The organism is Marinimicrobium sp. (genome assembly GCF_002695945.1).
GTDB classification, from domain to species: Bacteria; Pseudomonadota; Gammaproteobacteria; order Pseudomonadales; family Cellvibrionaceae; genus Marinimicrobium; species Marinimicrobium koreense.
Genome location: NZ_NZQP01000031.1, coordinates 1 through 20,329 on the forward strand (window position 1 = coordinate 1; position 20,329 = coordinate 20,329).

At 59.9% G+C, this 20,329-nt stretch carries 19 protein-coding genes, 4 tRNA genes and 1 pseudogene; 10 read left to right on the plus strand and 14 right to left on the minus strand.

From position 1 onward, the window contains the following. Window positions 1-135: 135 nt before the first annotated feature. A complete protein-coding gene (leuD, locus tag CMG77_RS07770) occupies window positions 136-783 on the minus strand; it encodes a 3-isopropylmalate dehydratase small subunit (protein WP_286806846.1) in 648 nt (215 codons plus the stop codon). Beyond that, on the minus strand, window positions 780-2,216 hold the full coding sequence (gene leuC, locus CMG77_RS07775) for a 3-isopropylmalate dehydratase large subunit (RefSeq protein ID WP_286806848.1): 1,437 nt from the start codon (window positions 2,214-2,216) through the stop codon (window positions 780-782). The genes leuD and leuC overlap by 4 nt, the downstream gene beginning before the upstream one ends. 121 nt (window positions 2,217-2,337) lie before the next feature. On the opposite strand from leuC, the gene CMG77_RS07780 reads away from it, so the two are divergent. Next, window positions 2,338-3,204 (plus strand): LysR family transcriptional regulator, encoded by an 867-nt coding sequence (locus CMG77_RS07780; RefSeq protein WP_024460392.1) that lies wholly within the window; start codon window positions 2,338-2,340, stop codon window positions 3,202-3,204. Between the two features lie 102 nt (window positions 3,205-3,306). After that, complete coding sequence (locus CMG77_RS07785) at window positions 3,307-4,050, plus strand: TIGR04219 family outer membrane beta-barrel protein (RefSeq protein WP_024460393.1); 744 nt, start codon at window positions 3,307-3,309, stop codon at window positions 4,048-4,050. Window positions 4,051-4,185: 135 nt separating this feature from the next. On the opposite strand, the gene CMG77_RS07790 is transcribed toward CMG77_RS07785, so the two are convergent. The 3 genes from CMG77_RS07790 to prmB form a co-directional block, all read right to left on the minus strand. Beyond that, window positions 4,186-4,959 (minus strand): amidohydrolase, encoded by a 774-nt coding sequence (locus CMG77_RS07790; protein WP_286806850.1) that lies wholly within the window; start codon window positions 4,957-4,959, stop codon window positions 4,186-4,188. A gap of 91 nt (window positions 4,960-5,050) precedes the next feature. After that, a complete protein-coding gene (aroC, locus tag CMG77_RS07795; RefSeq protein ID WP_286806851.1) occupies window positions 5,051-6,148 on the minus strand; it encodes a chorismate synthase in 1,098 nt (365 codons plus the stop codon). Between the two features lie 38 nt (window positions 6,149-6,186). Beyond that, window positions 6,187-7,104 (minus strand): 50S ribosomal protein L3 N(5)-glutamine methyltransferase, encoded by a 918-nt coding sequence (gene prmB / locus CMG77_RS07800; protein ID WP_246004339.1) that lies wholly within the window; start codon window positions 7,102-7,104, stop codon window positions 6,187-6,189. A 199-nt stretch (window positions 7,105-7,303) separates the two neighbouring features. Here prmB and folE point away from each other — a divergent pair. Continuing rightward, window positions 7,304-7,846: pseudogene (gene folE, locus CMG77_RS07805) on the plus strand (GTP cyclohydrolase I FolE); the annotation flags it as partial. A 21-nt stretch (window positions 7,847-7,867) separates the two neighbouring features. On the opposite strand, the gene CMG77_RS07810 reads toward folE, so the two are convergent. The 6 genes from CMG77_RS07810 to CMG77_RS07835 form a co-directional block, all read right to left on the minus strand. Then, window positions 7,868-8,827: a DUF4892 domain-containing protein gene (locus CMG77_RS07810; RefSeq protein ID WP_286903982.1), complete on the minus strand. Its 960-nt coding sequence runs from the start codon at window positions 8,825-8,827 to the stop codon at window positions 7,868-7,870. A gap of 40 nt (window positions 8,828-8,867) precedes the next feature. Further along, a complete protein-coding gene (locus tag CMG77_RS07815) occupies window positions 8,868-9,749 on the minus strand; it encodes an alpha/beta fold hydrolase (protein WP_286806853.1) in 882 nt (293 codons plus the stop codon). A 952-nt stretch (window positions 9,750-10,701) separates the two neighbouring features. Continuing rightward, window positions 10,702-11,169, minus strand: coding sequence for a phosphohistidine phosphatase SixA (gene sixA, locus CMG77_RS07820; protein ID WP_123637545.1), 468 nt, complete (start codon window positions 11,167-11,169; stop codon window positions 10,702-10,704). Between the two features lie 9 nt (window positions 11,170-11,178). Continuing rightward, window positions 11,179-11,565, minus strand: a complete 387-nt coding sequence (locus CMG77_RS07825) for a DUF4389 domain-containing protein (RefSeq protein ID WP_286903984.1) — start codon at window positions 11,563-11,565, stop codon at window positions 11,179-11,181. Then, window positions 11,565-12,584, minus strand: coding sequence for an NAD(P)H-dependent glycerol-3-phosphate dehydrogenase (locus CMG77_RS07830; protein WP_123637547.1), 1,020 nt, complete (start codon window positions 12,582-12,584; stop codon window positions 11,565-11,567). The genes CMG77_RS07825 and CMG77_RS07830 overlap by 1 nt, the downstream gene beginning before the upstream one ends. A gap of 488 nt (window positions 12,585-13,072) precedes the next feature. Further along, complete coding sequence (locus CMG77_RS07835) at window positions 13,073-13,609, minus strand: flavin reductase family protein (RefSeq protein WP_286806856.1); 537 nt, start codon at window positions 13,607-13,609, stop codon at window positions 13,073-13,075. Window positions 13,610-13,784: 175 nt separating this feature from the next. On the opposite strand from CMG77_RS07835, the gene CMG77_RS07840 reads away from it, so the two are divergent. The 6 genes from CMG77_RS07840 to CMG77_RS07865 all read left to right on the plus strand — a co-directional run bounded on the left by CMG77_RS07840 (window position 13,785) and on the right by CMG77_RS07865 (window position 16,891). Then, window positions 13,785-13,861: transfer RNA gene (locus CMG77_RS07840), tRNA-Pro, on the plus strand. A gap of 25 nt (window positions 13,862-13,886) precedes the next feature. Then, window positions 13,887-13,963: transfer RNA gene (locus CMG77_RS07845), tRNA-Arg, on the plus strand. Window positions 13,964-14,124: 161 nt separating this feature from the next. Next, window positions 14,125-14,200 (plus strand) — tRNA-His (locus CMG77_RS07850). A 112-nt stretch (window positions 14,201-14,312) separates the two neighbouring features. Next, window positions 14,313-15,161, plus strand: coding sequence for a bifunctional methylenetetrahydrofolate dehydrogenase/methenyltetrahydrofolate cyclohydrolase FolD (folD, locus tag CMG77_RS07855; protein WP_123637549.1), 849 nt, complete (start codon window positions 14,313-14,315; stop codon window positions 15,159-15,161). Window positions 15,162-15,171: 10 nt separating this feature from the next. After that, window positions 15,172-15,867: a pseudouridine synthase gene (locus CMG77_RS07860; RefSeq protein ID WP_339619649.1), complete on the plus strand. Its 696-nt coding sequence runs from the start codon at window positions 15,172-15,174 to the stop codon at window positions 15,865-15,867. Next, entirely contained in the window at window positions 15,860-16,891 is a 1,032-nt protein-coding gene (locus CMG77_RS07865) for a class I SAM-dependent methyltransferase (protein ID WP_286806857.1), read from the plus strand. Before CMG77_RS07860 ends, CMG77_RS07865 begins: the two co-directional genes overlap by 8 nt. A gap of 6 nt (window positions 16,892-16,897) precedes the next feature. Here the strand turns inward: CMG77_RS07865 and CMG77_RS07870 are convergent, their stop codons facing one another. Next, complete coding sequence (locus CMG77_RS07870) at window positions 16,898-17,650, minus strand: methyltransferase domain-containing protein (RefSeq protein WP_286806858.1); 753 nt, start codon at window positions 17,648-17,650, stop codon at window positions 16,898-16,900. Between the two features lie 3 nt (window positions 17,651-17,653). Further along, on the minus strand, window positions 17,654-18,277 hold the full coding sequence (locus tag CMG77_RS07875; protein ID WP_286806859.1) for a DNA-J related domain-containing protein: 624 nt from the start codon (window positions 18,275-18,277) through the stop codon (window positions 17,654-17,656). Window positions 18,278-18,518: 241 nt separating this feature from the next. On the opposite strand from CMG77_RS07875, the gene CMG77_RS07880 reads away from it, so the two are divergent. Continuing rightward, window positions 18,519-18,594 (plus strand) — tRNA-Asn (locus CMG77_RS07880). A 207-nt stretch (window positions 18,595-18,801) separates the two neighbouring features. Here CMG77_RS07880 and CMG77_RS07885 read toward each other — a convergent pair. Continuing rightward, on the minus strand, window positions 18,802-20,319 hold the full coding sequence (locus CMG77_RS07885; protein WP_286875723.1) for an alpha/beta fold hydrolase: 1,518 nt from the start codon (window positions 20,317-20,319) through the stop codon (window positions 18,802-18,804). Between the last annotated feature and the right edge of the window lie 10 nt (window positions 20,320-20,329).

Below are 20,329 nucleotides of genomic sequence, written 5' to 3' on the forward strand. Positions count from 1 at the left end.
ATCAGGGTCACAGCCCTCAGGGTGGATACTATTTACCGCGGCTCCCGGTGGACCCTGGTAGCTAGCCAGAGTCCGTGGACAGATACAAGGGTGGATAAGCGCGAAGCGCGCATCCGCCGTCACCCAGCTATTTCTTTACCGCAATCCGTCAAAAAGCCAGGGGGCGTCTTTGCGGCGCTGCGCTTCGTAGGCCTCGATCGCATCGGCATGCTCAAGCGTCAGACCGATATCATCCAGACCATTTAGCAGACAGTGCTTGCGAAACTCATCGATCTCGAATGCAAACGACTCGCCGCTCGGTGTGGTGACCGTCTGCTGCTCCAGATCGATGGTCAACTGATACCCTTCCTGTTCATACATCTCGTTGAACAGGCGGTCGACAACCTTCGCATCCAGAACGATCGGCAAAAGACCGTTCTTGAAGCAGTTGTTGTAAAAAATCTCCGCAAAACTCGGCGCGATCACACATCGGAAGCCGTAATCGTCCAGCGCCCAGGGCGCGTGTTCACGACTGGAACCACAGCCGAAGTTTTCCCGGGCAAGCAGCACCGTCGCACCCTGATAGCGCTCAAAATTGAGCGGAAATTTCGGGTTGAGCGGGCGCCCGGTGCACTCCTGATCCGGTTGCCCCTCGTCGAGGTAGCGCAGTTCGTCAAACAGGTTTTTGCCAAACCCGGTGCGTTTGATCGACTTCAAAAACTGCTTGGGGATGATCATGTCGGTATCGACATTGGCGCGATCCATGGGCGCCGCGATTCCGGTCATCTGGGTAAAGGATTTCATGCGGCCTGCCCTCCAGTAATTTCACGCACATCGACAAAGTGGCCCGCAATGGCGGCCGCCGCGGCCATGGCTGGACTGACCAGATGGGTGCGACCGCCGTAGCCCTGACGCCCCTCGAAGTTTCGGTTCGAAGTGGAAGCACAGTGCTCTCCGGCACCCAACTTGTCGGCATTCATGGCCAGACACATGGAACAGCCCGGCTCGCGCCATTCGATACCGGCGTCGATAAAGATTTTATCCAGGCCTTCTTTTTCCGCCTGAGCTTTCACGGTACCGGAGCCCGGCACCACAATCGCTTCCTTGACTGAATCGGCTTTGCGTTTGCCTTTGACCACCGCGGCCGCCGCCCGAATGTCTTCAATCCGGGAGTTGGTGCAGGAGCCGATAAACACCCGATCGAGCTTGATGGAGCGCATCGGCTGCCCGGCCTGAAGCCCCATATACTGCAGAGCCCGCTTCATGCTTTCGCGCTTGACCGCGTCGGCTTCCGCCTCCGGGTCCGGCACAGAGTCGTCAATGGACACCACCATCTCCGGCGAGGTCCCCCAACTGACCTGGGGCTTGATGTCCTCACCGCGCATGTCCACCACGCGGTCGAAGTGGGCGCCTTCGTCGCTTTTGAGGTCGCGCCAGGCTTCCACGGCCTTGGTCCAGTTTTCACCTTTGGGCGCGTAGGGCCGACCTTCCACATAGTCGATGGTGGTCTGATCCACCGCCACCATGCCCGCGCGGGCACCGGCTTCGATGGCCATATTGCAGACGGTCATCCGCCCTTCCATGCTCATATTGCGGAACACATCGCCACCAAACTCGATGGCATAGCCCGTACCGCCGGCAGTACCGATCTTGGCAATGATGGCCAAGACCACATCTTTCGGAGTGACACCGGGGCCGAGTTCACCGTCGACCCGGATCAACATGTTCTTCATTTTCTTGGCGACCAGACACTGGGTGGCCATCACATGCTCCACCTCACTGGTACCAATGCCGTGCGCCAAGGCACCCAAGGCACCGTTGGTGGCGGTATGGGAGTCGCCACAGACGATGGTCATACCCGGCAGACTGGCGCCGGACTCCGGCCCGATCACATGCACAATGCCCTGGCGCTGATCGTTGATCTTGTACTCGGTGATACCGTACTCGTCGCAGTTGTCGTCGAGGGTTTTCACCTGGATCAGGGACACCGGATCCTGAATACCGGACACGCCCGAGGCCCGCTCTTTCGAGGTGGTCGGGACGTTGTGGTCCGGCGTGGCCAGGATGGAATCGGCCCTCCAGGGTTTACGACCCGCCAAGCGCAGGCCTTCAAAGGCCTGGGGCGAAGTCACTTCGTGGATGATGTGCCGATCAATATAGATCAAGGCGGAGCCATCGTCGCGCTTTTGCACGAGGTGGGCATCCCACAATTTGTCGTAAAGGGTTCTGGCGCTCATAAGGGTTGTCTTCTCAAAGCAGATCACGATTTGAGGGTATTTTAAGGGCCCACAACCAATAAAACAAATTTATAATTTTTATCTATTGCATTCCATTCTGGAATGGATAGACTGACAGCTTATGGATACCCAACACCTGCAAGCCTTTGTCGCCGTCGCCGAAACCGGCTCGTTTTCCGCCGCCGGCCAACGCCTGCACCTGACCCAGCCCGCCGTAAGCAAGCGCATCGCCACCCTGGAGCAACAACTGAACAGCCCCCTGTTCGACCGGGTGGGCCGGCAGATCAGTCTCACCCATGCCGGTTTATCGTTACTGCCCAATGCCAAGCGGATCCTGCAGGAGGTGGCGGACGCCGAACGCGCCATTACCGACCTTCAGGGCGAGGTGCGCGGCGCGCTGAGTATTGCCACCAGTCACCACATCGGCCTGCACCGCCTGCCCCCTACCCTTCGCCACTTCACCGAGCGCTACCCCGAGGTGAAACTGGATCTGCATTTTCTGGATTCTGAGCAGGCCTATGGGGAAGTGCTGCAAGGACGCTTTGACCTGGGCATTGTCACCCTGGCGCCGGAATCGGACCCTCGCATGGCCGAGGACATCATCTGGCGCGACCAACTGCACTTCGTGGTGTCGCACAATCACCCCCTGGCCCAGCGAAAGTCCCTGACATTGGCGGATCTCAGCCCCTGGCAGGCGATTTTGCCGGATACCAACACCTATACCACCCGACTCGTTCAGGCGCTGTTCGACGAGCAGTCCCTGACGCTTGATGTGGGCATGGTGACCAACCACCTCGACACCCTGAAGATGATGGTTTCGATTGGCCTCGGCTGGGGAGTGCTACCGCAGACTCTGCTGGGTGATGGTCAAGTACACCCTTTGCCCTTGGACCACACGGTGATCACCCGCAACCTCGGGGCCATTCATCACAAACAACGCAGCTTGAACAATGCCGCGCGAGTCTTCCTGCAGTTATTACAGGGATAATACCCAGCCGCGCTGATTTGCTCTGCGTCACACTTTTTGTAGCCTGCTCTGCTAAGATACGGGGCAGTCCATTCACCCAACCAACACAATGGGAACGATGTTATGAAAAAAGTAATGCTTGCAAGTGGTCTGATGCTGGCTGCACCGCTCGCCTCAGCGGATTTTCTCGGCGTATACGCGGGCGCTGGCCAATGGCAAAGCGATTACTCCGGCGTCATCGGTGATGCCAATAACGATATTGATGTCAACGAGCTGGGCCTGAACGAAAGCGACAACAACTTCTTTTACGTCGCGTTTGAACACCCGATTCCGCTGCTTCCCAATGTGCGTCTTCAGCACACCGACCTGAGCAGCTCTCAGTCGGCCACCATCGTCGACACCTTCACCCTGGACGGCGAGACTTTTACCCCCGGCGAAGTGGCCACAGACGTTGACCTGACCCATATCGATGGCACTTTGTATTATGAATTACTGGATAACTGGGTGAGCTTTGACCTGGGCCTGACCATCCGAAAATTCGATGGCTATGTACAGGCCGAAAGCGAAACGGTCGGCAATTCTCAGAACGTCGTGTTGGATGAAGCCATTCCCATGGTGTACGGCAAGGCCCGTTTTGATCTGCCGTTGACCGGCCTGTCTGTGGGCGGCCAGGCGAACGTGATCAATTACGACGACAACAGCCTGAGCGACATGAGCGTCAACGTGGCTTATGACTTTATTGACTCTATGGCGCTGGATCTGGGTATCGAAGTCGGCTACCGGCAGATGAACCTGGAGATCAATGAAGACGTGACCGCCGATGTGGAATTGAGCGGGCCTTATGCGTCGTTGAATCTGCATTTTTAAAGGGTGGTATTCGGAGTTTGGTAACGGCGGATGCGCTTCGCTTATCCGCCCTACGCCACCTCCGCAGCCAAGCGTAGGGCGGATAAGGGCGAAGCCCGCATCCGCCGTTACCCAGCACCACATCACACGCAATACTTACCGCAATATCTCAAACCCATCCGCATCCAGATGGGCGGGAAATGACTCACGATATTGGGTCAGCCTTTCCGCACTGAGCACTGCGGTAAAACACCCTTCGCCATCCTCTGCATCGACCAACACCTCGCCGGCGGGGCCATAAATGGCACTGTCACCACAGTAGTCCTGATCTTTCTCATCCACGCCGATACGATTCACGCCCGCCACGTAGCTCAGGTTTTCAATCGCCCTCGCCTGCAAGAGGCGTCGCCAGTGTAACGATCGGGCGGCCGGCCAATTGGCGACGTACAGGGCCAGATCATAATCCCCCCGGTTGCGACTCCACACCGGGAAGCGCAGGTCATAGCAGATCATCGGCAGAACCCGCCAGCCTTTCAGCTCGACCAACACCCGCTCCTGTCCCACGGCGTAACGCTTGTGCTCGCCCGCCATACGAAACAGGTGCCGCTTGTCATAGTGCACCCAGCTACCATCGGGGCGCATCCACACCAGGCGATTGCTGTACTGGTCATTGTCTTTCACCACCAGAGAGCCGGTCACCACCGCATCCAGCTCGGACGCCCAGTGCGCCAGCCACTGCCAGGCGCGCCCGCCCACGACTTCAGCGTGGTCCCGCGCCGTAGCGCTGAATCCGGTGGTAAACACTTCGGGGAGTATCACCAGGTCACTGCCCCGGGCCCGCTCCAGCCAGGGTTCATAGCCGGCCAGATTGCGCTGCGGGTCATCCGGCGCAATGGTGGCCTGAATCAGGGATAAGGTGAGATCTTGCATACACAGGCTCCCGGAGATTCTCGGAGCCCGGCAGGTCAGGAAGGTGGCATGCCGGGATAAAGGCCCAGCATGCCACAATCGCCACGGGGAATCACGACTGTGCGGGAATCACCGGCGTATCGACACGTACGTCCGCATTCTGTGCCCGGTGACGCAGGCTGTGATCCATCAGCACCAGAGCCAGCATCGCCTCGGCAATGGGGGTTGCGCGAATGCCCACGCAGGGGTCGTGACGTCCGGTGGTGATCACCTCCACCGGCTCGCCCTGGACGTCAATGCTGCGCCCGGGCACCCGCAGACTGGAGGTGGGTTTGAGGGCCAGATGAGCCACTATGTCCTGGCCGGAGGAAATGCCCCCCAGAATGCCGCCGGCGTTGTTGGAGGTAAAGCCTTCCGGGGTCAGCTCGTCACGGTGCTCGGTGCCTTTCTGGGCCACCGAATCAAAGCCCGCACCGATCTCCACCCCTTTCACGGCGTTGATGCTCATCAGCGCGTGGGCGATATCCGCATCCAGGCGATCAAAAATCGGCTCCCCCAGCCCCGGCTGCACGCCACTGGCCACCACGGAAATCTTGGCGCCTACGGAATTGCCCTCTTTGGCCAGCGCCTGCATGTAGGTTTCCATCTCCGCCACCTTGGAGGCGTCGGGGCAGAAGAAGGGGTTCTCGCTGATCTGATCCCAATCCACCGACTCAATCGCAATGGGCCCCAACTGCGAAAGGTACCCACGCACTTCGATGCCGTAGCGCTCGCGCAGGTATTTTTTCGCGATCGCACCGGCCGCCACCCGCATGGCGGTTTCCCGGGCGGATGAACGGCCGCCGCCGCGATAGTCGCGCACGCCGTACTTGTGGTGATAGGTGTAGTCCGCATGCGCCGGGCGGAACTGATCCTTAATCTTGGAGTAATCCTTGGAGCGCTGATCGGTGTTTTCAATCAACAGGCCAATGGGCGTACCCGTGGTTTTGCCCTCGAACACGCCGGACAGAATCCGCACCTGATCGGCTTCGCGCCGCTGGGTGGTATAGCGGGACTGACCGGGCTTGCGCCGGTCCAGGTCGAACTGCAGGTCTTCCTCGGACAGCGCCAAGCCCGGAGGGCAGCCATCCACCACGGCGCCCAGCGCCGGGCCGTGGCTTTCGCCAAAAGTGGTCAGGGTAAACAGTTTGCCAAAGCTATTGCCGGACATAATCGGTTCCGAATTTCTCTTAAACGCAAAAGGAGGAATTATACCTCAGAAAAGGCCGCCAGCGCCCGAGCGCTCAGCACGAACACCCCGTGACCGCCCCGCTCGAACTCCACCCAGGTAAAGGGCAGCTTGGGAAAAGCCTGCTCCAGAGCCACCTGGGAGTTGCCCACCTCCACCACCAGAACCCCGTCCTCGGTCAAGTGTCGAGGCGCCTCGGCGAGCAGGCGCCGGGTAAAGTCCAGGCCATCATCCCCGGAGCCCAGCCCCAGCTCAGGCTCGGCATGATACTCCGCCGGCATGCTGGCCAGATCACGAGCATCCACATAGGGCGGATTGCTGACGATCAGATCGTAGCGACGCTCACCGAGGGCCGCAAACCCATCGGACTCCAGGGCCTCAACCCGCCCCTCCAACTGGTGGGCCTTGATGTTGGCCCGGGCGACGTCCAGCGCATCCGGGGAAATATCGCTCAGGTCGACCTGAGCCTCAGGAAAGGCATAGGCACACGCAATACCGATACAGCCACTTCCGGCACACAGATCCAGCACCCGCTCCGGCTCCAGCTCCAGCCAGGGCTGAAACCCGGCTTCGATCAACTCGGCGATAGGCGAGCGCGGGACCAGCACCCGCTCGTCCACCGCAAAACGCAAGCCACAGAACCAGGCCTCGCCGGTCAGATAGGCTGCCGGCACCCGCTCGCGGATGCGTCGGTCCAACAGCGCAGCAACCGTCTCTCGCTCGGCATCAGTCAAACGCGCATCCAGCCATTCCTGGCGACTGTTCTGAACCGGCAAGTGCAGTGCATGCAACACCAGTTGGACTGCCTCATCCCAGGCGTTGTCGGTACCGTGGCCGAAGAACAGCCCCTCGGCATTGAAGCGACTGGCACCCCAGCGAATAAAATCTCGAACGGTTTTCAGTGGCGCCCAGGGCGGCAAGACATCAGCAGATGACACGAGGCGGATCCTTTGTGATGCGGTAAAAAAACGCTATTGTACCGATTCTGAGGCACCCGTGGGTCGCATTTCTCCCAATCGGGACAGGTGATCCCAAACGATAGACAGGTCGTAAAAAGCCCTTTACCAATTTGGCCGCTTGACGTAGGGTAGCCGCCCTCCTGATAAGCTTGCAGGCCCCTACAGGGTTGAGGAACAGACAATGAAAGAACATTTTGCCCGGATTATTGAAGGCATCGGCGAAGATCTGACACGTCCGGGACTGGTGGATACCCCCAAGCGGGCCGCCAAAGCCTTCCAGTTTTTGACCAAAGGATACGAGCAGGACCTGGAGGAAGTCGTCAATGGCGCCCTCTTCCCCTCCGACTCCAGCGAAATGATCATGGTCAAGGACATCGAGCTGTACTCCCTGTGCGAGCACCATCTGCTGCCCTTTATCGGTAAGGCTCATGTCGCCTACATTCCCACCGGGCATGTGTTGGGTCTGTCAAAGGTGGCCCGGATTGTGGACATGTTTGCGCGCAGACTGCAGATTCAGGAGCAACTTACGGTACAGATTGCCGAATCCATCCAGAACATCACCGGCGCCTCGGGCGTGGGCGTGATCATCGAGGCACAGCACATGTGCATGATGATGCGCGGCGTGGAAAAACAGAATTCGGTGATGAAAACCTCGGCCATGCTGGGCACCTTCCGCAGCAATCAGGCGACCCGCACCGAATTTCTGTCACTGCTTCGCTAGCCAGGTTCAAACGTCCGATAATCAGCGCTCGGGTAAACGCACCACCTCCACCCGGGCGCTGCGCTCCCCCTTGCCCGCCGGAGACAGACTTCCCAACCCAAAGACCGGGATCCGTTGCTCACTGACTCCCTGCGCTTTGAGTTTTTCCCGCACCTGTTCGGCGTAATGCAGCGACTGGGATTGCTGCGCCTCCAGAGAGTCCGCACCGTAGTCATGGCCGACCAGCGCCACGACCCAACCGGATTCCTGCCGCAACAGGGTGGCCAGCGCATCGATGGCCGATTCGGAAACCGACACCCGCCAATCCTGCGCCGAACCCACGACATCAAATCCGGGCAGCACAAAATAGCCTGCCTCACGCAAGCGCTCACCCAGCACCGCAGGACTCAGGGTCAGCGCCGGCCGATCCACTTCCGGCATCTGCACCAGATCCAACTGGACGTACACCCGCCGGTTCCCGCGCCGCACAGAGTACAAGCTCGCGTAATAAACCGTGTCATCGCGCACGACTTCATACACACTGTAGTACTGGAATTGATCCAGACCGTATAGCTGAATCACGTTGAAGTGGTTGTTGGCCCAGTTGATNCTCCCGCCGCACTCACGCTCCTCACAGGCAAACAGCTCGCGGGCACGACCGCTGATCAACTGCTCTTCGTAAAACCGGAAACCTTCGCGAGCACTAAAACCCGACGGCAACTCGAGCGTGCGTCTGAGGACATTGCCCTGNACTCGTTGCTCCCGCTCTGCCGACCAGGTTCCGCCGACTTTCTTGAAGGTGGACAGCGCCAGCACATACGTCTGATCCGGGCGGTACTCACGCATCATGACCCGGGCTTCCGGAAAATCCTCCAACCCGAGAAATTCCGGTACTTGCGTACCATTCTGAGCAACCACGTCTGTTGTGGCCAGCAGAAGGGCCCACCCCGTCAGCGCCATCGACAAAACAAAAGGCAGGGCGCGATAACACTTCAATCGCATGGCATTCTCCCATCAAGATCGAACCACCGAGTGGAGCTATTCATTGGGGAAGTTCATTCCATCCCAACGCCTGACCGCTTAAAAACCGGCGTAAACATTCGGCCACCTGTGGCGCCTGGGATTCCAGATGCAGGTGATGCCCTCCGGGCAACTCAATCCAGTCGAGTCGATCGGGAAACCGCTGCAGAGCCTCCCGATAATGACTGAATAATCGCGGAATGCCGTCCCGCCCGAGAATCATCGCCATATCCGCCGTGGCACTGGCAAGAAACGCCTCGATGTAATCCTCGGTCAGTTTTATCGCAGACGGCGCGAGCAGCCGTTGATCGGTACTCCAGGAGTAGCCGCCATCAACGGCTTTGGTCCCACGCTCGGTCAGCGCCCGGGCCGCGTCGATACTCAGCGGAAACATGCCTCTGGCACGCGCTTTGGCCGCCCGGGCCAGATCCCGGTACACACTGAGCGGTTTATTCCGCAACGCACTCATCTCCAGGATCGAGCGGGCCAGTTGTCGCGGGGCCGCCTGGGGTTGATGCACTTCCGGCCACAGCGCTTCAATCAGGGCCAACCGGGTAATACGTTCGGGAAACGTGCCCGCCGCGATCATGCCGATAATCCCGCCGCGCGAGTGCCCCAGCAGCGAAAACCGGTCCCACCCCAGTTGATCCGCCACCTCAAACAACTCCGAAACATCTTCCCAGATATTATACGGGCCGACACCGGCGCGGTGTCCGCTGCGACCGTGTCCCGCGAGATCCAGCGCGACAATGTGGGTATCTGGAAGCAGCGGCGCCAGCGCATTGAAGGTGGCGCTATTATCAAGCCAACCGTGCAGCGCCAGAATCGGTTCACCGCCCGGCTCACCCCACTCCTGGGCCGCCAGGGTCATACCCGGGAGAGAAAAGGTCCGCTCGCGACTCATGGGCGACCCNCTTTNTGCTGCGCCGAATCAGCGNTGNCATCGTCCGTNATGTCGGGGTGCCACCACAACTNGGAACGATCCAGAGGCGTGCGCTCCGGCAGCAGNGGATTGGTCAGTTTCANCACGNGGCGCTCNNNCAATNCCGCGCGCTCAAAAATCGGNCGNTGACTCGGGTGCTGNAAGAACAGCTCATCAAANCTGCCNTCCGCGATCGCCCGCTCGAGCCCCTGCTCCAGCCGNTGCGCAAGTGCCGCGTTCTGNCGNCGCACGAAAAANTAACTGGCCGCNGGGTAGTGCAGCAACAGCCTCGGCTCNACCTTAAGATCNAGTTCCGGACGCTGCGCCACTTCCGCCCAGGGTTCATTCAGAGCNCGGGGGATATAATCAATGCGTCCGTGCCGCAACATGGTGAACAGGGAAAAATAACCACTCGTGGTAACNGGCAGCTCATTGTGCCGAAGGATATCGGTATCCGGCCAATCCGCCGCTTGCCCGGCGACATGTCGGGCGAGTGCTTCCAGAGTCGTCGCATCGGCAAAACGGGCGTGATCGTCGCTTCTGACCACCAGCAACCGGTAACCCGCCATCCCCTTGGTCAGTGGGATGCGCACAGGCCTTAAATGGCGCTCGCGATTGCGCGTGGTCATACTCCAGAGCACGTCGATCTTTTCGCCTGCGGAAAGCAATCGGAGGATACGCCCCTGGGGAACGCGCAAGGGCACCGCCTGCAGACGGTAATCGCCGAACTCGTCCCGCGTTTTCTCCAGAGCCAAGCGTAGCAGTTGCTCGAAATAGTCGTTTCGCTGGTCCAGGGGGCTGCTCATATCCGGGTAGCGCACCACCAGCGGCTCGCCGCCTTCGGTCGACGCCAGCGAGGCTCCACTCCATAGGATCAAGGTGGCAATTCCGGAACACAGCATTCGAGACCAGGTCGCCACCGGAACCACCATTNTCAGTCTTCCCGGTGACGGAGCCAGCGTAATTCTCCGACACCACCGGCGACCACATCCAGGGTCAGACAGGCGACGGACGCCGTACCCATGGTATAGCGACCCGGTTCGGCGCCAGTCAGATAATGAATAAGATCGCCGACCAATGGCATGTGACTGACCAGCATCAGGTTATCCTCCTCACAGGCCTGCAACTGGGCACACAGCGCCTCGAGGTCGGCCTCCGGGGTGAGCAGCTCGGTCTCGACCGGCTCGGCCCCGCGGCCNAGGACCTGATTGACGATTGCGGCCGTCTGCCGGGCGCGGCGGTAAGGGCTGACCCACAACTGATCCAGATCGGACAGCTCGTCGCTCAGCGCGTTGGCCACCCGCTCGACATCCGCCTCACCCCGGGCGGTCAGGGGNCGCTCGGCATCCGATGACGCTTTGGTCTGAGCCTGACCGTGACGCATAATGAACAGGGTTTTCATTCANACACCTCAGTTGCGCGAATGATCGTCGCCGGTCTCTTCCCGCTCGTCTTCTCGGGATTCTGGTGACTCAGTCTCCGCAGCCCGAGGGCTGCTCGCAGGTGCGGATGACACCTCTGAAGCCTCCGGCCAGTCACTGAATGGNAATGGCTTGTCATCGCTACTGTAGGTGAGAAACTCCANAGCGCGATANATATACANCGCCAGNGANTTTCCAAACTGGCGCAGNTTCCGNTTGGGGCTTCCGGTCAGCAGNGCAAACAGGAATTGCAGNACGATCACAACCCCCATAACCACCCCGGCGACATAAAGCAGTACGGCAAACAACAGCATATAGACCAGCCGCAGCCAATGCTTGCCCGAGGTCACATTGGTTTTCAGAGTTTCGCTATCCATCAGTCTGCTCCCATATATTCCACGTCGTGGTTTTGTTCACCCAACATCAGTTTCCGGGCGACATCGGCGATTGCCTCACCTTCGAATAGTACCGCAAATAGCCCCGAAACCAGAGGCATATAAACACCCAGCTCGTCCGCCTTCTGTTTGACCTGGCGCAGGGTGTTGACCCCCTCCGCCACCTGCCCCAGCCCCTGGATGACCTCCTCCAGAGGCTGTCCCTGCCCGAGCGCGTAGCCTACCCGGTAATTACGGCTCAGATCCGAGGTGCAGGTGAGAATCAGGTCGCCCACACCCGCCAACCCCAGAAAGGTCATCGGGTTCGCCCCCATGGCGGCAGCAAAACGCCCCATTTCCGCCAGGCTTCGGGTCAACAGCATCGCCTGGGTGTTATGCCCCGCCCCAAGGGCAGCGGCCATGCCACACACAATGGCATAAATGTTCTTCAGTGCGCCACCAAGTTCCACTCCGTAGCGATCCGGGTTGGCATAGACCCGGAAGGTCTCCGAGCGCAGGCAACTCTGCACCTGTTGGATCAACGCCTCGCTCTCGCTCGCCACCACGGTACCGGTCTGCTGTCGGGCGACAATTTCCTTGGCGAAATTCGGACCGCTGAGCACGCCAATGGCGTGGTCGGGCAACTCCTGCTCGAGAACCTGGCTCATCAGGGTGAAGCCCTCCGGCTCAATGCCCTTCGCCGTACTGATCACCATCGCTTCTTTGCGCAACAGCGGCGCAATCTGTCGGGTGACCGCCCGAAAGGAATGGCTGGGAATCGATACGAACACCAGGTCACTGTCGGACACCGCCCGGGTCAGATCCGACGTCACCTCCAGGCCGTCAGCCAGACGCTGCCCCGGCAGGTAGCGCCGATTCTCCCGCGTTGACTGGGTCTCGGTGGCACTGGCGGAGTCCCGCATCCAGAGAAAGGTGCGAACGCCGTTCTCGGCAATGATATTGGCAATGGCCGTTCCGAAGCTTCCGCCTCCGAGTACGGCCACCGTGAGCTTTTGGGTCATAGGATTAGATCCGTCCTGCATTGATACCGATCGCTTTAAAGTGTAGCCCGCTTCGGCGGGCCGGGAGATGACAACCCACCTATTCAAGGAAGGCGGGTTGGAGACATAAAAAATTCACATTTTTCTTGTCCACATTTTCTGTGGATAACTTGGTGGATACTTTTTGGGAAAGTGCCTCGAACCCGCATCATCTCTGACCGTTGCACAGATTGTCCAAAAAATAACCGGCTCAATTTTTTCTTTATTTATCAATATGTTACGAATGTCAACCAAGGATATAGCGAAGTTTTCGCACTCTGTCGGAACCCTTGACAAGTACCGCACTGCTAATGTGCATAAACCAGTTAGTGAACCTTAACCGCGAAACTCCCGTAGCCACAAAACTTTCATAAAGCAAGCGTATTATTGCGCGCTTTCGGGATCACTTTGACGCCATCCGTGCGCCCGAACGAGGCGCACCGAAGCCATCGCCAAATACCTTCCGAGTTTCAGCGGGGCGCCAGTACGCCGTAGCCGCCATCGACATATATCAGCGGGTCTACCGCCAGCTCACCGAGCTTCACTTCGTGAATCCGGGCCACCACGATATGGTGGGTGCCATAAGTCATAATCTGGTCCGACTCGCAGAAGAAGGTCGCCTGGGCGTCCGCCAGGTAAGGCACCTCATCCCGCCCCTGACGCCAGTCCCCGATACTGAAGCGCGGTTGATCGCCCTCGAAACCGGCACACCGATTGGAGATGGCCTGCTGATCAGACCCCAGGATATTGATGGCAAAAGGCGTGCCTGGCGTGGATAGATGCCCTTCCAGCGCCACCTGTTTGTTCACACAGACCAACAAGGACGCGGGATTGTCTGAGACCGAGGTCACCGAAGAGACCGTCATCGCATGACGCTCACCATCGTCCGAACGGGTGGACAACACCGATACGCCGGAGGCCAGGCGACGCATCCCCATCTTCATGGCCATACCCAGTTCGGCCTCTTGCGGGTGATCGACCTCGTGTTGCTTGGGGGTATCCTGCATGCTTACTCCTCACATCTGGTAAGCCGCTATTCTGACGAGCCGCCGTGACAGACACAAGTGCCACCGAACGCCCGAACCTTGCGAGACCAATTTACCGTTGACGCGGTGGGGCACCATCGGTATTATGCGCACCTCGCGAATGACGGCGTCCACTGGATGGCCATTCGGTCTACGGCGGAGTGTAGCGCAGCCTGGTAGCGCGTCTGCTTTGGGAGCAGAATGTCGGGGGTTCGAATCCCTCCACTCCGACCACTCGCCTGCGAGATTTCCCAGCCATGCGCCCGTAGCTCAGCTGGATAGAGCACCCGCCTTCTAAGCGGGTGGTCGCAGGTTCGAGTCCTGCCGGGCGCGCCATCTTCAAGTGGGGCACTGAATCCACTGAAAGATTGGAAGGCTCGTCAGACGACAAACCTGTATCAGGGTAAGGCCTCAAAGGTCTGGATTCATACCGAAAACTTCGGTAGAGTACGCGCCCTGAAATTGACCCCGGCAATCGGGGGCAACACCTTGCAATGGTGGCTGTAGCTCAGTTGGTAGAGTCCTGGATTGTGATTCCAGTTGTCGCGGGTTCGAGCCCCGTCAGCCACCCCACTTCCCCCCTTTCTGATTCCCCTGCAACACCACAACGGCGCTTTGCCTGAGCGGAGCACTGTGGGACAATAGCGCCCTTTTCTACTCCAGCCCAGCATGAGGAATTCGGTCCATGCCAGCACAGATTCTCGACGGTAAAGCCCTCGCCAAAAAAACCGAGCAGGAGCTCGCCCAGCGCGTTGCCGATCTCAAGGCCCGCAGCAATGGCCAGGCCCCGATTCTCGCCACCATTCTGGTCGGCGATGACCCCGCCTCGGCCACCTACGTAAAAATGAAAGGCAACGCCTGCGAACGCATCGGGATGGAATCCCTGCGCATCGAGCTGCCCGCGAGCACCAGCACCGACGAGCTGCTGGCCAAAATCGATGAGCTGAACAACGACCCCAACGTGCATGGCATTCTGCTGCAACACCCGGTACCCGAGCAGATTGACGAGCGTCGCTGCTTCGATGCCATCAGCCTGGAAAAAGACGTCGACGGCGTCACCTGTCTCGGCTTTGGCCGGATGAGCATGGGCGAAGAAGCCTACGGCTGTGCGACCCCCAAAGGCATCATGCGCCTGCTGGAAGCCTACGACATCGAACTGGAAGGCAAGCACGCGGTCGTGGTCGGTCGCAGCGCCATTCTGGGCAAGCCCATGGCCATGATGCTGCTCGGTGCCAACGCCACCGTCACCATCTGTCACTCGCGCACCAAAAACCTGCCCGAACTGGTTCGCCAGGCCGACATCGTCGTGGGCGCCGTTGGCCGCCCGGAATTCATCAAAGCGGACTGGATCAAAGACGGCGCCGTGGTGGTCGATGCCGGCTACCACCCGGAAAAAGTGGGCGACATTGAACTCGAACCCCTGGTCGACCGGGTCAGCGCCTACACCCCGGTGCCCGGCGGCGTCGGCCCCATGACCATCAACACCCTGATTTACCAGACCGTAGAGTCCGGCGAAAAGAGCATCGGCCAGTAGCGAGTTCGGCATGGCCATGCGCCTGGACAAATACATCAGCCAATGCACCGGCCTGTCCCGCAAGGGTGTGCGCATCGCCCTCTATGGCAAGCGGGTGCAGGTCAATGGTGTCACCACCAAAAGTGTCAGCCAGGCACTGACGGGGAACGAGCAGGTCACGCTGGACGGCGAACTTCTTGCCCTCCCCCGGGCCCGCTACCTGATGCTGCACAAACCCGCCGGCACCCTCAGCGCCACCCAGGACAGCAGCCAGCCCTGCGTGCTGGATCTGCTACCGCCGGCATTGGCGGACGGCCTGCAGATTGTCGGCCGCCTGGATAAAGACACCACCGGCCTGTTGCTGTTGACCGACGACGGCGCCTGGAACCACCGGATCACCTCCCCCCGGCGCGCCTGCGCCAAGGTGTATGACGTCGCCACCGCCGACCCTATTACGCCGGATATCGCCAAACAGTTTGCCGACGGTATTCTGCTTAACAATGAAAGCAAGCCGACCCTGCCGGCCACTCTGGAACAACTGGACGAGCGGCGGGCCCGAGTCACACTTCAGGAAGGTCGCTACCATCAGGTCAAACGCATGTTCGCCGCCACGGGAAATCGGGTCGTCGAACTGCACCGGCTCGCCGTGGGTGGCATTGTGCTCGACCCCGAACTGGCACCCGGCGACTTCCGCTCGCTGACCGAGGATGAGATCGCCCGTGTCTGACAGCGCCTCTCAATGGCTTCTGGAACAGATCCATTCGGCCCGGGGAATGGCCAGCCTCTGGTGTCTGGATGAGCACGCCCAGGGCGACACCCCGCCAAACGCTTCATCCCTCAGCGTGATCACCAACCGTTGGGATCAGTTCGAACTCACCCGCCACGCCGGCCTGAATACCCACTTCAGTGATTTTGATTTCTCGCTTCGGGCCGACGGTTCACTGGATCGAGTGTTCTATCGCGTCTCGAAAGAAAAACCGGTCGTGCACCACATCATCAACGAAGCCGGCCGCTGCCTGAAGCCCGGTGGTGAGCTGGTCCTGTGCGGGCACAAAACCGACGGCACCAAAACCTATATCGACAAAGCCTCCGCGTATCTGGGCCAGCGCGAGAAGGCCAAAAAAATGGGGCAACTCTACGTCGCGCGCCTGGTCCGGTCCGACCGCCTGGCAACGCCACTGGATGACAGCGACTACACCATTCCCCGCCCCATTTTCACCGACGATGACGTTCAGTTTTTCAGCAAACCGGGGCTGTTCGGCTGGCAGAAACGGGACCGGGGCAGTGCCATGTTGTGGGAACAGGCGGCGCCCCGTCTGCAGACTTCCGGCGCTGAAACCCTGCTGGACCTCGGCTGCGGCTACGGCTATCTGGGGCTTATGACTCAGCGCCTGCCACTAAAGCGGAGAGTGTTGACCGACAATAATGCTGCCGCCCTGGCCATGGCGGCCTACAATGCCGAACACAATGGCATTCCCGCCGAAGTGATCGGCGCCGACTGTGGCGAGCGCATTACCGACACCTTTGATGCCGTGCTGTGCAACCCGCCCTTTCATCAGGGGTTCGGTGTCAGCGGGGATTTGACTGACCGGTTTTTACGCAGTGCCCACACCCACCTGACGCCCAATGGTCGAGCCTGGTTTGTGGTGAACCGGTTTATTCCCCTGGAACAGAAAGCCCGCGGCCTCTTTACGCACGCCGAGGTACTGGCTGACCGGGACGGTTTCAAAGTGATTGAGCTCCGCAGCTAACCCCGATCAAACCCCAAAGGCCTTGCGGCGATACCGCAGCCGGCATTGCGCCCGCCGCTTGTCCAGTTCGGGATGCACCTGCAAACGGGTTTCAAACATTTCCCACTCCGGCACCTGCCGAAAGAAGGCGCCAATCGCGTTGGCGTAGTGCGGCGTGCTGAAGCGCTGCGCCTCGGCCCAATGTCGGCGAATCACGGGATCTTTGCAGAGCGCCGACGCACGCAACTGCGCCTCACTTTCGAAATTCATCACCAGAGCACCGCCCGGCACCACCACCGACCAGAGCGCGCTGCACCAGTTTGTATCAGCCGCGATGGCGCGCTCCGCCTCGCCGTCCACATGGCCGAACAGGTCGTCAATCACCAGATCAAACCCCGGCCCCCGATACTGTGCCAACCACTCCCGCGCGTCCGCCTCAAGCAGGCAGACATTGGCTGCCGAGGCACCGAACACCTCTCGCGCCACCTGCAAATGGACCGGGTTCAACTCAATCCCGACAATCAGGTCCGGGCTCAGAAACCGGTTGAGCTGGCACACCACAGCGCCACCGCCAACGCCCAGCAGCAACACCCGCGACGGACGCCCAGACCGGAGTGCAAAAGCGGGCAGCAACAACAGGTCCCAGACGCTGCCGGTTACCGGCTCGGCGGGATTGTACTGACTGTGGAATACGCCGTTGGTGTACAGGCGCAGACTGTTGCCCGCCCGGCGGACCTCGTAGCGATCCTCACCCTGTTGGCGCAACCAGAACAGCGCCACCGGCTAGCGACCCCGCCCTAGTACCGCCATGGCAGCGTTGATCTGCTGCAGGCGCCGCTCGGAGCCGCCCCGATCCGGATGGTGGTCCATCGCCAGACGACGGTAGCGCTGCTTGATTTCCTCCCGGGTAACCGGGTCGGTCAGCTCCAGCGTTGCCAGGGCATCGGCCCGCTCCTGGTCGGAGGGAGCCGCCCCCTGCCCCAGACGCTTCCAGAAACCCGCCAGCAGTTCTACCACCGTCTCTTCGGTCGCGTTGTCGTAATACGACCAATCCAGGTAGAACTCGCGTAAGGGCCCCGCCTCCGCCTCGGATACCGCCCGGGCACTCTCCCCGTCCGCCAGCGGCCGCAGATAGATCGCCAGGGGCGAGATCACCAGCGCCTGCCCCTGGCAGGCAAACTCCTCCTGGAGCCGATGCAGGGCGTTGAACACCTGAAAGTGCACCCGGAACAGGGTCAGCGGATGAAAACTGTAGTCCCGATCCACCAGCCCCCGGGTCTTGAGGCCTTTGATCAGGGTAAACTCGGTCTGGGCCACCCCCTGGGCGGCCTGCAGTAGCTCCCGAACGGGGCCGATCAGCGGGTTGCGCTTCCCCTCGTCGGGCAGCCTTTGTGTCTGTTCAGTCATAGCCGCCAGTATAGGGAAAGCGGCCTGGATTACCAGCAGAAGACCCGACGCCAGGCACCAGCCCACTCAATCTAACCCGTTGAAAAAGCACCAGTTATTACCCAAAGTGCACAGAGAACACCCAAATTGCACAAACCGTCACCAGGCCACCCCAAAAGGGGCACTTTTTTCTGAAAAAAGGGTTGACCGATCCAAATCCGGACTATAGGATACGCACCACTTCCAGACAGGAAGGCGCCACTCCGCCTTAGCTCAGTTGGTAGAGCAAATGACTGTTAATCATTGGGTCGCTGGTTCGAGCCCAGCAGGCGGAGCCAAATACGAAGAAACCACCCACCTCGGGTGGTTTTTTTATGGACCAATGATTAGCGCAGCCGCGCCGTTAATCATTGGTGAATTCCAGTGGAATCCACCTAGTTCGAGCCCAGCAGGCGGAGCCAAATTACTAGCCAAGCGCTAGACCAGAAACCACCCAACTTGGGTGGTTTTTTATGCCTATTAACCGCCCCGACACCTTCTTACCGCTATTCAACCTCAGCCACGCACTCCGGCGTCCACTCCTGCTCCGGGTGATCCAGAAAACGGCCCAGTGCTGACTCTACACAGGTGTCCGACCATATCACCGAGTGGCCGACATCTTCGGCGATATAGAGCTGAGCCTCTGGCCAGCGACGGGACACGTCTCGAGACCACTGCGCCGGTGTGACGGGGTCCAGTTCGCCGGCCAATATCAGCGTGGGTGTGGCGGGCGGTTCGAGGGGTGGCAGAGGTTCATCGGCGGAGCCCAACCAGCGACAGATGTAATTGTCCCAACGATCCATATAGGCGGCGTAGCGTGGGTAGCGGGCCAGTTCCGCACTGTAGGCGGCCTCGGTGCCCAGCGTATGGTCGAAGCAGTTCACCGCCATGAACGTCAGCCTTGAGAGGCCGCCCTCCAACGCCTGGTTGATGAAGGATTCCACCAGCGGGGTCACTCGTTCGGGCTCTTCGCTCACAACACCCTGCAGCGCCTCGACAATCATCGGCCAATCCCCATGGTCATACAGGGCGCTGAATACCGTGGTCATCATTCGGTGATCGTCCAGTACCACTTCGATGGATTCCGTTCGGTACCAACTGTCCACGGACAATTCCAGTGGCTGATTTTCCAACGTTTTTAGGGCCTGCATCAGCAAGGCGTTCAGGTCCGGCACCGACTCGGCGCAGCCTTGGCGCCCTTGGCACCAGCGAATGAAACGCTCGATGCTTTCGGTTACCACACCGGGCCAACTGATCAGTCCGCCTTGGTCCGGTGGGTAAAGCGCATCCAGTACCAATGTTCGCACCGGCGGCGGCCCTTCATGGTTCAACGCTACCGTCGCCAGAGCGAGGCGCGTACCGTAGGACACGCCGATCAGATTGAACTGTTCGTAGGGCAAGAGGCGCATCAGTGCGGCCAGATCGGCGGCGCTTTGCCGGGTACCAAACTGATCCTGACGAAAGTGCCCCGCAGCCTCCAAGTCCGCAAAACAGGCTTGCAGCAACTCGGCGGCTTCCCGCGCTTCCCGCTGCGGATCAATATGCTGAGCAACGGCCTGCTCACTGTAGATGTCATACTCCGGGCAGGTCAGCGCGGGCTCGCTTTTCCCCACGCCGCGCCGATCCATCAGAATCAGGTCACGGTGCAGATTGCTGTATTCCTGCCAGGACTGCCAGAATTCGATGCTGTGTTTATCGAGCCCGGCCGAACCACCGGGGCCGCCGGGCAAGTAGATCACCGGGTCGTCCCGTCGCTCGGACGAACTGGAACGGAGGATGACCACCGGCAGGTGAAAACGCTGCTCACCCGAGTCGGTCGCATAGCCGGGCGTCAACAGGTCGGCGCAGCGGACGTCTTTGCGCCAGTGGCTCTGGAAGTCGCAACGGCGGTAACGGAGCTCATAGTCCGTAGCAATTGCCGGTGCATTTTCAGGCGTCGATTCCGTCGCTCTGGCCGTTATCGTTTCAGGGGAAACGTCAATAAACCAACAGGTGGCCGCCGTGCCCGCAATGCCCAAACACAAGACCCATATC

Bases quoted from the DNA above. Each gene is read 5' to 3' on its own strand.
- leuC (WP_286806848.1), bottom strand. From the start codon at position 2,216: ATGAGCGCCAGAACCCTTTACGACAAATTGTGGGATGCCCACCTCGTG.
- CMG77_RS07875 (WP_286806859.1), bottom strand. From the start codon at position 18,277: ATGACTGAACAGACACAAAGGCTGCCCGACGAGGGGAAGCGCAACCCG.
- CMG77_RS07790 (WP_286806850.1), bottom strand. From the start codon at position 4,959: ATGCAAGATCTCACCTTATCCCTGATTCAGGCCACCATTGCGCCGGAT.
- CMG77_RS07860 (WP_339619649.1), top strand. From the start codon at position 15,172: ATGGCCATGCGCCTGGACAAATACATCAGCCAATGCACCGGCCTGTCC.
- CMG77_RS07830 (WP_123637547.1), bottom strand. From the start codon at position 12,584: ATGACCCAAAAGCTCACGGTGGCCGTACTCGGAGGCGGAAGCTTCGGA.
- CMG77_RS07815 (WP_286806853.1), bottom strand. From the start codon at position 9,749: ATGAGTCGCGAGCGGACCTTTTCTCTCCCGGGTATGACCCTGGCGGCC.
- CMG77_RS07835 (WP_286806856.1), bottom strand. From the start codon at position 13,609: ATGCAGGATACCCCCAAGCAACACGAGGTCGATCACCCGCAAGAGGCC.
- folD (WP_123637549.1), top strand. From the start codon at position 14,313: ATGCCAGCACAGATTCTCGACGGTAAAGCCCTCGCCAAAAAAACCGAG.
- aroC (WP_286806851.1), bottom strand. From the start codon at position 6,148: ATGTCCGGCAATAGCTTTGGCAAACTGTTTACCCTGACCACTTTTGGC.
- CMG77_RS07780 (WP_024460392.1), top strand. From the start codon at position 2,338: ATGGATACCCAACACCTGCAAGCCTTTGTCGCCGTCGCCGAAACCGGC.
- CMG77_RS07785 (WP_024460393.1), top strand. From the start codon at position 3,307: ATGAAAAAAGTAATGCTTGCAAGTGGTCTGATGCTGGCTGCACCGCTC.
- leuD (WP_286806846.1), bottom strand. From the start codon at position 783: ATGAAATCCTTTACCCAGATGACCGGAATCGCGGCGCCCATGGATCGC.